We start from the raw sequence: 13,025 nt of genomic DNA, 5'->3' as shown, positions 1-13,025 counted from the left end.
ACGACATCATCCACCTTTGGCAGGCGATCACCTGTCCGATCCTGATGCTCTGGGGGAAGAACAGCTTTGCGTCGAGCCCGGCCTCCGACGGAAGAATGGCTCATTTCCCGACAGCCCGGTTGATAGAATACGAAAATGCCGGCCACTGGCTTCACCACGACCAGTTCGACCGGTTTGTAGCGGATGTGAAGTCATTCCTGAGCTGAACTGGCGTATTCGGTCAGACAGCGCCCGGTAGACGTGTTCATTCCTCGACCAACGCGGCGCGCAGCTTTTTCCGCATGGCAGAATCAAGGCCCAGCACCCGCCCCAGATAGCCCTCGATCGTGCCATGCTGATCTTCCACCGCTGCGAAGGCAATTTCGAGATATTCGGGCTCCACTGCCATCAGTACACGCAAGACCGCATCCTCCTGGGGCCCGGCAATCACTCTGACGGCTGCCGCGCCCGCGGCTATGCGCGCTTCGACATCTCCAACGATATTGGTCAGGAGGTAATCCTCCATCACGTCGTCACGATGCACGCCAGTCGCCAAAAGGAGCATCGCAACCACCACTCCCGTGCGGTCCTTACCCGCCATGCAATTTATCAGGTTCGGCCCGTTTCCTTCCACGATACGGACAGTGCAGACACGCATCATGGCCTGCAGTTCCGGACGGAAAGGCATGCGCGCGTAATTGCGCATCAGACTTTCACGCACTGATTTCGGCGTATGCTGCCGCACAGTCTGCGCTGCAGCGATATGAGGCGCATGAGCCTGAACTGGATCTTCGCTGAAGAACACCTCTCCCGCGAAGCCTTGCGGCCGGCGACATGGGTAAATCTGCCGTTCCTTCGACGTGCGCAGATCGAACACGTTAGCAAGGCCGATACGCGCTATGATGTCCAGATCCGAATCGGTCGCACCATCATGCTGCCCGGACCGCCAGAGCACGCCGCGTCGCAGTCGCCCGCCACTGCCGACGGCATAGCCGCCGAAATCTCTGAAGTTATGGACACCCTTCAGCAAAAGGACGCGTTCGACCATGATCTGCACCTTCCTATTGCCGATAGTAGCCATGCTTAGTATCGGCAATAGGAGTCACGACAGGAAGTTCCATGAACGTTGAGAGCACGATTTCCGCTGAGAGCGAAAACGAGCCGACCATCTCGCCTCGCAAGCGGAGCCTACGCACAGTGCTGATGCTGGCCGGGCCAGCGATGCTTCTGATCGGCGGAGGATGGTTCTACCTCACCGGCGGACGTTACGAGTCGACCGACAATGCCTCGCTGCAGACCGGGATGGTTGCGATCAGCCCAAATGTCGCGGGCACCGTAGTCTCAGTGGAAGTGCATGAAAATCAGCGGGTGAAACAGGGCGACGTACTGTTCCGCATCCGGACCGACACCTTCCAGACGTCCGTCGCGGAAGCGGAGGCCGAACTGGCCAACGCCCGGACGGATGTGAGTTCCGCGCGCGCCGACTACCAGGAAGCGCTGACACAAGTGAATGTCGCCAAGGCGCGCTTTGATCTGGCCACCAGTGAAGCGGCGCGGCAGAAATCTCTGTTGGCCGAAGGCATATCCTCTCGTGCGCAATACGATCAGGCAGTGACGGAGGCACGCACGACGCGGGACGCGATCGCAGCGGCGCAGGCCAAAGCAGGCAGCCTTCTCGCCAACCTCTCAGGCATGGCGAGCGGCCCTGTGGATGCGCAGCCAGACGTGCGCAAAGCCGCCTCCAAGCTGGCGCAAGCCCGGATCAGCCTGGCAGACACAGTGGTGCGCGCACCGCAGGACGGCGTGGTCACACGCGTCAATCAACTTCAAGTCGGCAATTACGTGACGCCGGGCAAGCCGGTGTTCATGCTCACGGCCCTGAATTATTGGGTGCAGGCGAACTTCAAGGAAAACCAGCTTCGCTACATGCGCGTCGGCCAGCCGGCGAAAATCGAGGTCGATGCCTTTCCTGACCGTCCGCTGAAAGGTCACGTAGAAAGCTTCAGCCCCGGCACGGGTTCCAGCTTCTCTGTCCTGCCGGCGGAGAATGCGACCGGAAACTGGGTAAAGGTCGTGCAGCGACTACCGGTTCAGATCGCCATAGATGACGCCCCGCGCGACTTGCCGCTGGGCGCCGGCCTGAGCGCCGATGTAGAGGTCGACACCGGTCACGAGCGCCATCTCATCGGGCCAGACACACCGCCCAGCACACCGGTCCATAAGCCATAGAGCACGCTGCAAGCGGCCCAGTCGGGGAATGACATGAAGCGCCTAACCGTCGCCACGCTGCTCGCGCTCCTGCTCTCAAGCGGCTGCAAGACCGTGGGCCCGAACTTCGTCCCGCCACCCCCGCCCTCTCCCCAGGCAGGCTATGCCAACGACGGCGGCAGCCGCGCCACATTGGCACAGGGGGCCGAAGCGCAATGGTGGAAGGCGTTCGGTTCACCGCAGCTCGATTCCTTCGTAACGCGCGCATTGGCAGGTAATCACAGCCTTGCGGCCAGTAGAGCTACTCTGGAAAAGGCGCGTGAGCGGATTGCGGCGGTGGCCGGCCGCAAGCTGCCTCAGATCGACGCTCAGGCGCGGGCGGAATACGAGCGTGTGAACCTTGCCGCTTTCGGTTTTAACGGGTTCGGCGGGACCAAAATCCCCAATCCCGAGTTCGACCTCTATACGGTGGGCGGCGGCGTCTCCTATGATCTCGATCTCTTCGGGAGGAACCGCCGCGCCTTGGAACAGGCACGCGCGGAAGCCGAAGCACAAGCCCGCGCCACTGAGGCGGCGCATCTTGTCATCGCCGGGCGTGTTGTCGCCCAAGTCCTCGCCATCGCAGCGCTTAACGACCGGATCGCCACCGAACGGATGCTGCTCTCCGAAGATGATCGCAATCTCTCGCTCACGAAAGCACGCAAGAACGCCGGCGCCGGCACGCTAGTGGAGGTGCTGAGCGCCCAGGGCCAGCTTGCCGACGACCGTGCCAACCTGCCGGGGCTTGAACAGCAGTTGGCAGAAGGGCGGTCCATGCTTGCGGTACTGCTAGGCATCTCTCCCGCCGAATTGGAGGCGACCGATTTCAGCCTCAATGATTTTGTCTTGCCCGCCAGCGTGCCGGTCGCCCTGCCCTCCGCGCTGGTGCATAAGCGGCCAGACATTCTTGAAGCAGAGGCGCGGCTTCATGCCGCCGTCGCAGCGGTCGGCGTGGCTACGGCCGAGCTTTATCCCAACATCACCCTGGGCGCGTCGCTCGCTCAAGCAAGCTCGAACTTGGGCAAGATAGCCAGTAGCGATTTCAATGGCTTCGATATCTTCGCAGGTGTAACGGCGCCAATCTTTCATGGCGGCACCCTGAGAGCCAATAAGCGGGGCGCTGAAGCCGAAGCCAGAAGCGAAGCCGCACAGTACCAGCAAGTCGTCACTGAAGCCTTCGGGCAAGTCTCAGGGATGCTATCTGCACTGGAGAGCGACGGTCGCGAACTTTCCGCGCGCCACGAGACGGTGGAAATCGCTGACCGTTCGCTGCACCTTTCCCGTCGCAGCTTCCAGGTCGGCAACAGCGGCATCCTACAAGTGCTCGACGCCAGCCGCTCCTATCATCGCGCCCGGCTCGCCCTGGTCGAAACACGCAGCCGGCAATACCAAAATATCGCTCGACTGTATGTCGCGACGGCCGGGGGATGGATCGCCGAAGGACCGGAAAAGCCTGCGGATTGATTGCGTTTCGCCTCTCAGGACAAGAGGAAAAAACCCAAGGCCGCCCAGCAGATCACGCAAATCACGATCGCCACGATCAGATTGCGCGCGTCATACTCAATCTCGCGATCGAACGAACTCTTTGGAGGCCGCCCCGTCGACGTGGCATTCCCTTGGTCGAAATCGACGCTCAGGTCCTGCCTGCGTTCAAACGGGCCGACATTTTTGTCAGCAACCTTCATGGCACCCCTCGTTCCCCTTGCACGAGCGGAACTTGCTTTTGCAGGCCCGGAGCGCGCCGTTTGACGTCATCCTCCAACCTCGTGCCCGGAGAGCGTACCATAACGTGACGCTTATCGAAAACCTCATTTGCATCCGCCGGTCGCAGCGGCGTGCCCCCCCCCCCCCCGATACGCCATCGCGCTTGCCGCGATAGAGCCGTCGGCATAGTTTCCGGTCATGAACGCGCCACCGCAACTCAAGATCAAGGTCCAGATCCATTGCGGGGACGAGATCGCGATGGGGCCGGGCAAGGCGGACCTTCTGGAGGCGATCCGCAAACACGGATCGATCTCCGCCGCCGGCCGGGCGATGAACATGAGCTACCGGCGCGCATGGCTACTGGTTGACACGATGAATCGATGTTGGCAGTCGCCCCTCGTTCATGCCGCGCCAGGCCGCGCTCAGGGCAGCGGCGCACAGCTGACCGGCATGGGAAAGCGGGTTCTCGCGCATTATCGAGCGCTGGTTCAGACGCTCGAACACGCAGCGCAAAACGCAGACCAAGCCGCATTGATCGGCCTGCTTTTACCAGAGCCCAGGATCAGCCAGAAATCTTGATCCCACGACGGCCGAGCCGGATCTTATCGCCTAGGCAAGCGCAATTCATCCATATACATAGAAACATATTACTCATGCGGAGACTGTTTTGATGCGCAAGGCGCTCGCTCTTCTGACTGCATTGCTAGCGGTAATCATGGCCCCCATCGCAACAGCAGCCGAGCAGAAGGAAGCGCCTTTAGTGCTCGCCGCCGCCAGCTTGCAGGAATCCCTGAACGCCGCCGCCGATGCCTGGAGCGCAAGGGGGCATCCGCGCCCCCGCATCTCGTTCGCCGGATCTTCCGCGCTCGCCCGGCAGATTGAAGCCGGTGCGCAGGCGGACATGTTCGTTTCCGCCGACGAGCCCTGGATGGACGAACTCGCCGGCAGAAAGCTTCTTAAGACGGGAACGCGCGTTTCATTCCTGCGCAACACTCTGGTTCTGATTGCGCCCCGTGTCAGCGCCGTGAAGCTTGCAGTCCGGCCGAATATGCCGCTGGCACAAGCGCTTGGCACCGGCCGCCTGGCAATCGCTGACCCGGCCGGCGTTCCGGCCGGCCTCTATGCCAAACAGGCTCTTACCAAGCTTGGCGTATGGGTTTCGGTCCAAGGCAAGCTCGCACCGGCTGAGAACGTTCGCGCGGCGCTGGCCTTGGTAAGCCGCGGGGCCGCGCCGCTCGGCATTGTTTACGGCACAGACGCGAAGGCCGACCCTGACGTAAAGGTCATTGGTCTCTTCCCGGCGGCCAGCCACGATCCGATCAGCTATCCGGTTGCCCTTCTGGCCTCATCGAGAAACCCGGAGGCGGAAGGCTTTCGCCGCTTCCTGATCTCTACCGAAGGTAAAGCCCTGTTCCACCGCTTTGGATTCGGCACGAAATAATCCGCGCGTGCAGTCACTTTCACCTCAGGAATGGGAAATTCTGCAGCTCTCGCTGAAAGTCAGCGGCATTGCCATAACAGCGTGCCTGCCACCCGCTTTCGCGCTGGCATGGATATTGGCGCGCTGGCGGTTTCCCGGCAAAGTCTTGCTGGACGCCGCGGTGCATCTGCCGCTTGTTCTGCCTCCGGTAGTGACGGGATGGCTCTTGCTGCTGACATTCGGCGCGAACGCGCCGCTCGGCCGCTTTTTCGAACATGCTTTCGGCCTGACGTTCATCTTTCGGTGGACCGGCGCGGCGCTGGCCGCGGCGATCATGGCGCTGCCGCTGATGGTCCGGGCCATGCGGCTCTCGCTGGAAGCCGTCGACCGTCGACTAGAAAGCGCCGCCCGCACCCTGGGCGCAGGACCATGGCGGACGTTCCTTACCGTCACGCTTCCGCTCACCATGCCAGGAATTATCGCCGCCCTCGTTCTCGGGCTTGCCCGCTCGGTGGGAGAATTCGGCGCAACAATAACGTTTGCTTCGAACATTCCGGGAGAAACGCAAACGTTGCCGCTGGCGATCTACAGCGCCCTACAGGTGCCCGGATCGGACCTGCAAGTGGCGCGGCTGGCGGGATTGTCCGTACTGCTCTCGATAGCGGCACTGGCGGTCTCTGAATGGCTTGCGCGCCGGAACGGCCACGGGACGGACGTTCATGTCCTTTGACATCGCGATAACGCTTGAGCGTGGCAAGGCTCGCATGAGCTACGAATTTACCGCCGGGCCGGGACTGACGGCGTTATTCGGCCGTTCCGGCGCGGGCAAGACGAGCTTGCTTGACGCCGTGGCGGGGCTGGTGCGCCCGGTGCAAGGCAGCATCACGGTTGCTGGAACAATACTGTTCGATAAGGTGGCGGGCATTGATCTGCGCCCGGAGAAACGGCGTTGCGGATATGTATTCCAGGACCTGCGCTTGTTCCCACACCGTACGGTGCTTGATAATCTTCTCTACGGCTGGAAGCTCGCGCGACCGGAAGAGCGCTGGCTCTCCGTGGACCTTGCGCTCGATCTGCTGGGGATCAATCATCTTCTCGACCGCATGCCGCGCACGCTTTCGGGCGGCGAGGCGCAACGCGTCGCTATCGGCCGCGCACTGCTTTGCGCGCCAAAGTTCCTGCTGATGGACGAACCCCTCGCCTCGATCGACACCGAAAGACGAGAGGAGATCCTGTGCCTGATAGAACGGATACGCGACGAATTGGAACTGCCGATCCTTTACGTCAGCCATGATCGGTCGGAAGTGGAGCGACTGGCCCGCCAGATCATCCCGATCACACCGCCCCAATAAGTTCGCGCCCGATCAACATGCGGCGGATTTCGTTAGTGCCGGCGCCGATATCAAGCAGCTTGGCGTCGCGCAGATAACGCTCCACCGGCCAGTCTTTGGTGTATCCCGCCCCGCCCAATGCCTGCACCGCCTCGCCAGAGACCCGAAAGGCGTTTTCGCTCGCCAGCAGGATAGCGCCCGCCGCATCGAAACGGGTGGTCTGCCCCGCATCGCAAGCGCGCGCGACTGCATAGGCGTAAGCCCGCGCCGATTGCAGCGCGACGTACATGTCCGCAACTTTGGCCTGTATCAGCTGAAAGGCGCCGATCGACTGGCCGAACTGCTTCCTGTCACGGACGTAGGGGATCACGGTATCAAGGCACGCTTGCATGATGCCCAACTGCAGCCCAGCCAGCACGACCCGCTCATAATCCAACCCGCTCATCAGCACGCCGACCCCGCCATGCAGCGGGCCCATGATATTTTCTTCTGGTACGAAGCAGTCATCAAAGACTAGCTCGCATGTCGGGGAGCCGCGCATACCCATCTTGTCGATCTTCTGGCCGATCGAGAAACCTTCCATGTCCTTTTCGATCAGAAAAGCGGTGATGCCCTTGGAGCCTTCGCTCGTCTTGGCATAGACCACCAAGGTATCGGCGTAAGTGCCGTTAGTGATCCAGAACTTCGTGCCGTTGAGACGAAAGCCGCCCGGCACGGCATCGGCTTTCAGTTTCATGCCGACGACATCCGATCCCGCGCCTGTCTCTGACATGGCCAGGCTGCCCACATGCTCGCCCGAGATCAGCTTGGGCAGATACTTCGCCTTTTGCTCATCAGACCCCCAGCGGCGGATCTGATTGACGCACAAGTTCGAATGCGCACCATAAGACAGCCCGACAGAAGCCGAGGCGCGGGAAACTTCCTCCACCGCGACGACGTGTTCAAGATAACCCAAGCCGATTCCGCCCCATTCCTCCTCAACGGTGATGCCGTGCAGGCCAAGTTCGCCCATTACCGGCCACAGCGCGCGTGGAAACCAATCCTCGGCGTCGATCTTCGCGGCCAATGGAGCGATCTGCTCGTCCGCGAAACGCGAGGTAGTTTCGCGAATCATCTGCGCCGCTTCGCTCAACGCAAAGTCGAACTGAGGGGTAGCGCGCATGCCTTCGGTCCTTTCCCATTATCTTGGCGATGGCCGCCCGCATAGAGCAAGATCGATACGGAATGAAGAAGTGATATTACGCTGCGTAGAACATTAATTTCGTTCAACGGCTTATCTCCACCTTTCGGAACGTCGCGAGGTTTCACTCGTTCCGAATGAAAGGAGCAGCCTCGCGTAATGCCGACAGTCCTCTCCGCTGAAACCCCTCCCCACAGCTTGGATGCTATTGCCAAGGCCATAGCAACCTGCCGCCGCTGCCCGATCGGTTGCAACGGCACTCATGCCGTTATGGGAGAGGGACGAGCGCACTCTGCGTTAATGATCGTGGGAGAGCAGCCAGGCGATACAGAGGAGCGCGAGGGGCGCCCCTTCATTGGGCCAGCAGGCCACTTACTGAACCAGCACCTCGACACCGCGGGCATCGCGCGAGCGGACTTATATCACCAATGCCGTAAAGCACTTCAAGTTCGTCCCGCGCGGCAAGCGCCGGTTGCACCAGCGGCCGACGGCGGGCGAGATCGACATATGCCGGTGGTGGCTTGACAGCGAACGCAGGCTGGTGCGCCCCGGCGCCATTTTGGCGCTCGGCGTCAGCGCGGCGCGTGAAGTGCTGGGCCGCAGCCCGGCGATCGGACGCGAGCGTGGCCGGCCGATTGCGCAACCTGATGGCTCTCAAGTTTGGATACCGTACATCCAAGCTATCTTCTGCGGTTACGGGACGAGATGCGTGAGCGTGAGACACGTTGTTTCGACGAAGATCTTGCTGGCCTCGCTAACCCTTGTTTACCGCGGCAAAGTCGGCACCGGCTTCGATGCCGACACGATCGACGAGATAGCCCGCAAACTTTCTAGATTGGTGCGGAAAACTCCGCCCGTGGAGATGGACAGGATGGAGGCGCGCGGCGCAACCTGGGTCGATCCGGCACTTGTGGCCGAAGTGGCCTTCAGCGAATTGACGGCTGAAGGCCGCGTCCGGCACAGCAGCTTTCTGGGGCTGCGGGAAGACAAGTCGGCCAGGTCCGTAAAGCCTGAGGAGCCGAAGCCCGTGCCCCAAGCCGATATTGACCTAAAGATCACCAATCGTGACCGCGTCATCTTTCCCGAAAGCGGGCAGACCAAAGGCGAACTGGCGGATTATTACATCGCCGTCGCTCCGCTGATGCTGCCCTTCGCGTCCAACCGCCCCATCAGCCTGGTGCGCTGTCCTCAGGGCCGGGCGAAGAAATGCTTCTTCCAGAAACACGACAGCGGATCTTTCGGACCACACGTTCGTCACGTCCCGATCCAGGAAAAAGAAGGGGGGACGGAAGATTACCTTTACGTAACGGATGCCGCGGGGATCATCGCCTGTGTGCAAATGGGCACAATCGAGTTCCACGGCTGGGGGGCGCGGGCCGATGAGGTGGAACGGCCCGACCGCATGATCTTCGACCTTGATCCGGATGAAGGGCTCGATTTCGCCGAATGCAAACGCGCCGCGAAAGAACTGCGCGGCAAGCTGGCCGATCTCGGCCTTATGAGCTTCGTCATGCTTTCCGGTGGTAAGGGGGTTCACGTGATCCTGCCGCTACAACGTGGGCACAACTGGGATGTTCACAAGGACTTTGCCCGACGCTTCGCCGAAGCCATGAGTATCGCTACGCCGGAACGCTACGTCGCCACGATGAGCAAGGCCAAGCGCAAGGGCCGCATCTTCATTGACTGGCTGCGCAACCAGCGCGGCAGCACAGCGGTTCTACCCTACTCCGCGCGCGCGCGGGTCGGAGCCCCGGTAGCGGTGCCTATCGCATGGGATGAACTCGACGAGATGAAGGATGCCCACCCCTTTTCAATCGATGATGCCGGCAAGTTGATCGACAGGGCGGAAGAGTTGCATGGGTGGGGCTTCGCCGTCCAATCGCTGCCGGAGCTTTAAATTCATCCGCTCGGGTGGTAGAAATCATAAATGGTCTGCGCCACCGCCGCGCTGACGCCCGGTGCCCGCTGCAGGTCCTGCAGGCTGGCCGCCCGCACTTTTCCGGCGGTGCCGAAATGCAGCAGGAGCGCCCGCTTTCTCGCCGGCCCGATACCGGGAATCTCGTCAAGCGGGCTGGCGCTGATCGCGCGGCTGCGCTTGTCTCTATGAGCGCCAATGACGAAGCGGTGCACCTCGTCACGCAGGCGCTGAAGGTGAAATAACACCGGCGAGTTCACGGGCAACATTTTCTCGCGCCCATCAGGGAAGTGGAAGACTTCGCGGCCCTCGCGGCCGTGATGCGGACCCTTGGCGATCGCGATGAGCGCAATGTCCTCGATGCCCAGTTCCTCAAGCGCGTCCTTAACCGCGTTCATCTGCCCCTTGCCGCCATCGATCAGGACCAGGTCAGGCCAGGCGCCACCTTCACGCTCCGGGTCTTCTTCCTGTGCGCGGCCAAAGCGCCGTGTCATGACCTCGCGCATCATGGCGAAATCGTCATCCGTCTGCGCCGACTTTATGTTGAACTTGCGGTACTGGTTCTTGAGGAAGCCTTCCGGTCCCGCAACCACCATCGCGCCAAGCGCCTTTGCGCCCTGAATATGGCTGTTATCGTAAATCTCGATGCGCTGTGGGACTTCAGGCAATTCGAGAAATTCGGACAGTTCGCGCATGATCTTCGCCTGCGTGCCGCGCTCGGCAAGGCGGCGATCGAGCGCCTCCACCGCGTTGCGCGTGGCCTGCTCGACGAGGCGCTTGCGAGCACCACGCTGAGGCACGGAAATTTCCACCTTTCCGCCCGCCCCTTCGCGCAGAGCTTCGGCCAACAGCTCCGCCTCGGGCAATTCCCGATCGATGAGAATGCAGCGTGCCGGCGGCACTTCCTCATAGAATTGGGCCAGAAAGCTCTGCAGCACCTCCTCCTCGCTCAGTCCTTCGGTATGAGTGGGGAAGAAGGCACGATGGCCCCAGTTCTGGCCGCCGCGAATGAAGAACGCCTGCACGCCGATCTGCCCGCCCTTGCTGGCCATTGCGAAGATGTCGGCATTGCCCAGACCCTCGGCATTGATCGCCTGGCTGCCCTGAATGAACGTGGCCGCGCGCAACCGATCGCGCAACATGGCGGCACGCTCGTAATCGAGCGCTTCGGCCGCCTCAGCCATCTGTGCTTCGATCTTGCGCTGGACCACGCCGGACTTGCCGCCGAGAAAGTCCTTCGCCTCCTGTACCAGTTCCGCGTAACCGGCTTCGTCGATCCGGCCGACGCAAGGCGCGGAGCAACGTTTGATCTGATAGAGCAGACAGGGACGGTCCCGCCTGGCGAAAAAACTGTCAGTGCAGCTGCGCAGCAAGAACAGCTTCTGTAGCGCATTGATGGTGGTGTTCACTGAACCGGCGCTGGCGAAAGGGCCGTAGTAATTGCCCTTGGCCTTGCGGGCGCCGCGATGCTTCATGATCCGTGGGAACGCATGATCGACACGCAACAGGATAAAAGGAAACGATTTGTCGTCTCGCAGCAGCACGTTGTAAGGCGGACGGAAGCGCTTGATAAGCTGCGCCTCCAGCAGCAATGCCTCTGCCTCCGAATTGGTCGTCACGATCGTCATGGAGCGCGTCTGGCTGACCATGCGCTGGAGCCGGCTGGGAAGGCGTTCCCACTGGGTGTAATTGGCAACGCGGTTCCGAAGTACCCGTGCCTTGCCGACATAAAGCACCTCTCCACGCGAATCCTGCATGCGATAGACGCCCGGCCTGGTCGGAAGGGTGCGCACGGTGTCGCGGATCACCTCCACGCCGGCTTGCAAATCGGGCTGATCCGATCCGCGCACGGCATAAGTCGCCCGCTCCTCGTTAAAGCGTTCGAGGCCCGTGGGATGTTCGGGAGTGCCGGCAGGGGTACGCGCCATGCCTGCCAGATAGAGATTGAACCGCCTCAGGGAAAGCGTCGTGCGGAGCGAGGCGTCAGAACATCTTGCGGAAATCGATGCCGATCACGCGACCCTGGGGATCGCGGAGGGCGGGCTGGTAAGCGATCGGCACAGCGCCGTTCTGGTCTGTCACCCGCTGACGCGAATCGAGCAGGTTGTCGATCTTCAGCGAGATGCGCGACCCCTTGAAGAACGGCACCTTGGAAACGAGATCGTCTTTGTGGCCCAGATCAGCAAAAATGCGCAGTGTCATGTTGAAAGTGCTGCCGAAGCGTAGATTTGAACGCCCCCCGTTGACTCGCGCCGGAGCATTCCATTGGGTCTGCAGACGCAAACCATAACCGTTCTTGAACAGCCCTCCCTCGGCCTCGATGGAGTGGCGGGGCACGCCCCCAGCAGCGATGGCATCGCCGGCCAACTCGTTCAACACGGGCCCGCCATCGATCACCTGTACGCGGTCCGTGAAGCGCCACGTGTGATAGATGGAAAGATTCCATCGGCTTCCTCGCCCACCGCGCGCGCCCATCATCGGTCCGCCCAAGCCGGTGCTGGAACCGCGTCCTGCCGCCCGGTCGGAAGTCCGGCCCCGATTTTCATCGGATTGCCTCAAACCGGCCATGCCGCCTTCCGCTCGCCCCGTTCCAGAGCGCGGATCGATCGCGGGCGGTGCCGCGTCATCCCTCGACAAAAGGGGTGGCCCGCCAATCGCGCCGCTCGGCGCGGGTGCGGCGCACAGCCGCTGGCGCGCTTGAGCAAGCCGCGCCGGGTCAATCTTCCCATCGGAGCTTCGCAACCGGTCGGCCATCCGTTCGGGCAAAGCTGTCAGATCGGGGGTTCCTTCTGAACACAAGAGCGTGCGCAGACGAGCCATGCGTTCCGGATCAAACCCGCCTTGCCCCTCGGCCGAACAGACACGGGCCTTGAACTGTGCGAGCTTTTCGGGATCGATCTTGCCGTCCGGCCCGGCCAGGCGCGCACGCAAGCGTTCGGGTAAGTTCGACAGATCCGAAGGGCCCGCTGTCGGTGTACAAAGCTGCTGACGAATGGCCACGAAACGCGAGGAGTCAAAGCTTGGCCGGCCATCCGGTGCGACCACACCCGGCGCTCCCGGCATCGGCCCCTTGGAACCGACCGCGGACTGCTCAGGCATGGCGCGAGCCGGCGCCGTATCGCCTAACGAACCGACGGCAGCCCTGCCTCCGGCCCCTGATCCGCCGCCGCCGAGACTGCCGGAAAGATTCACCCCCCAACGAAGGCGCGAACTGGACACTTCATGGAATGTCACAGCTCGGCGATCGAT

11 protein-coding genes and 3 pseudogenes are annotated in these 13,025 nt (G+C 61.8%); 9 read left to right on the top strand and 5 right to left on the bottom strand.

Translation table 11 applies throughout. The annotated features are described in order from the left end of the window. Positions 1-206: alpha/beta fold hydrolase (locus V7D69_RS09495; RefSeq protein ID WP_333605655.1), on the top strand; the 206-nt coding region annotated here is incomplete at its 5' end. A 38-nt stretch (positions 207-244) separates the two neighbouring features. Here V7D69_RS09495 and V7D69_RS09490 read toward each other — a convergent pair. After that, on the bottom strand, positions 245-1,027 hold the full coding sequence (locus tag V7D69_RS09490; protein WP_333605654.1) for a tyrosine-protein phosphatase: 783 nt from the start codon (positions 1,025-1,027) through the stop codon (positions 245-247). Positions 1,028-1,098: 71 nt separating this feature from the next. Between V7D69_RS09490 and V7D69_RS09485 the strand changes: the two genes are divergently transcribed. Both V7D69_RS09485 and V7D69_RS09480 read left to right on the top strand, forming a co-directional pair. Further along, positions 1,099-2,208, top strand: a complete 1,110-nt coding sequence (locus tag V7D69_RS09485) for an HlyD family secretion protein (protein ID WP_324061059.1) — start codon at positions 1,099-1,101, stop codon at positions 2,206-2,208. 33 nt (positions 2,209-2,241) lie between these two features. Continuing rightward, positions 2,242-3,690: an efflux transporter outer membrane subunit gene (locus V7D69_RS09480; protein ID WP_333605653.1), complete on the top strand. Its 1,449-nt coding sequence runs from the start codon at positions 2,242-2,244 to the stop codon at positions 3,688-3,690. Between the two features lie 14 nt (positions 3,691-3,704). On the opposite strand, the gene V7D69_RS09475 is transcribed toward V7D69_RS09480, so the two are convergent. Beyond that, positions 3,705-3,911, bottom strand: a complete 207-nt coding sequence (locus V7D69_RS09475; protein WP_324063496.1) for a hypothetical protein — start codon at positions 3,909-3,911, stop codon at positions 3,705-3,707. A 217-nt stretch (positions 3,912-4,128) separates the two neighbouring features. Between V7D69_RS09475 and V7D69_RS09470 the strand changes: the two genes are divergently transcribed. The 4 genes from V7D69_RS09470 (at position 4,129) to V7D69_RS09455 (ending at position 6,702) form a co-directional block, all read left to right on the top strand. Beyond that, entirely contained in the window at positions 4,129-4,509 is a 381-nt protein-coding gene (locus V7D69_RS09470; RefSeq protein ID WP_324063494.1) for a winged helix-turn-helix domain-containing protein, read from the top strand. 91 nt (positions 4,510-4,600) lie between these two features. Beyond that, positions 4,601-5,371 carry a molybdate ABC transporter substrate-binding protein gene (gene modA / locus V7D69_RS09465; protein WP_333605652.1) on the top strand — a complete coding sequence of 257 codons (771 nt, stop codon included), beginning with the start codon at positions 4,601-4,603 and terminating at the stop codon, positions 5,369-5,371. Positions 5,372-5,378: 7 nt separating this feature from the next. Beyond that, positions 5,379-6,080, top strand: a complete 702-nt coding sequence (gene modB, locus V7D69_RS09460) for a molybdate ABC transporter permease subunit (protein WP_324063490.1) — start codon at positions 5,379-5,381, stop codon at positions 6,078-6,080. After that, the gene (locus tag V7D69_RS09455; protein WP_324063488.1) at positions 6,070-6,702 is read left to right on the top strand and encodes an ATP-binding cassette domain-containing protein; all 633 of its coding nucleotides are present in this window, start codon (positions 6,070-6,072) and stop codon (positions 6,700-6,702) included. The genes modB and V7D69_RS09455 overlap by 11 nt, the downstream gene beginning before the upstream one ends. Here V7D69_RS09455 and V7D69_RS09450 read toward each other — a convergent pair. Beyond that, positions 6,686-7,843, bottom strand: a complete 1,158-nt coding sequence (locus tag V7D69_RS09450; protein ID WP_324063486.1) for an acyl-CoA dehydrogenase family protein — start codon at positions 7,841-7,843, stop codon at positions 6,686-6,688. The genes V7D69_RS09455 and V7D69_RS09450 overlap by 17 nt on opposite strands. Positions 7,844-8,020: 177 nt before the next feature. Here V7D69_RS09450 and V7D69_RS16185 point away from each other — a divergent pair. Together V7D69_RS16185 and ligD are read left to right on the top strand one after the other, a co-directional pair. Next, a pseudogene (locus V7D69_RS16185) lies at positions 8,021-8,414 on the top strand (UdgX family uracil-DNA binding protein); the annotation flags it as partial. Positions 8,415-8,621: 207 nt separating this feature from the next. After that, positions 8,622-9,758: pseudogene (gene ligD, locus V7D69_RS09440) on the top strand (DNA ligase D); the annotation flags it as partial. Between the two features lie 2 nt (positions 9,759-9,760). Here ligD and uvrC read toward each other — a convergent pair. Together uvrC and V7D69_RS09430 are read right to left on the bottom strand one after the other, a co-directional pair. Next, positions 9,761-11,704, bottom strand: coding sequence for an excinuclease ABC subunit UvrC (uvrC, locus tag V7D69_RS09435; RefSeq protein WP_333605651.1), 1,944 nt, complete (start codon positions 11,702-11,704; stop codon positions 9,761-9,763). Positions 11,705-11,759: 55 nt separating this feature from the next. Next, positions 11,760-13,025, bottom strand: a pseudogene (locus V7D69_RS09430) (hypothetical protein); the annotation flags it as partial.

The sequence above is a fragment of the Novosphingobium sp. genome (assembly GCF_036733805.1).
GTDB lineage: Bacteria > Pseudomonadota > Alphaproteobacteria > Sphingomonadales > Sphingomonadaceae > Novosphingobium.
The sequence above is the reverse complement of the archived record's forward strand: the minus strand, read 5'-3'. Positions and strand labels throughout refer to the sequence as shown.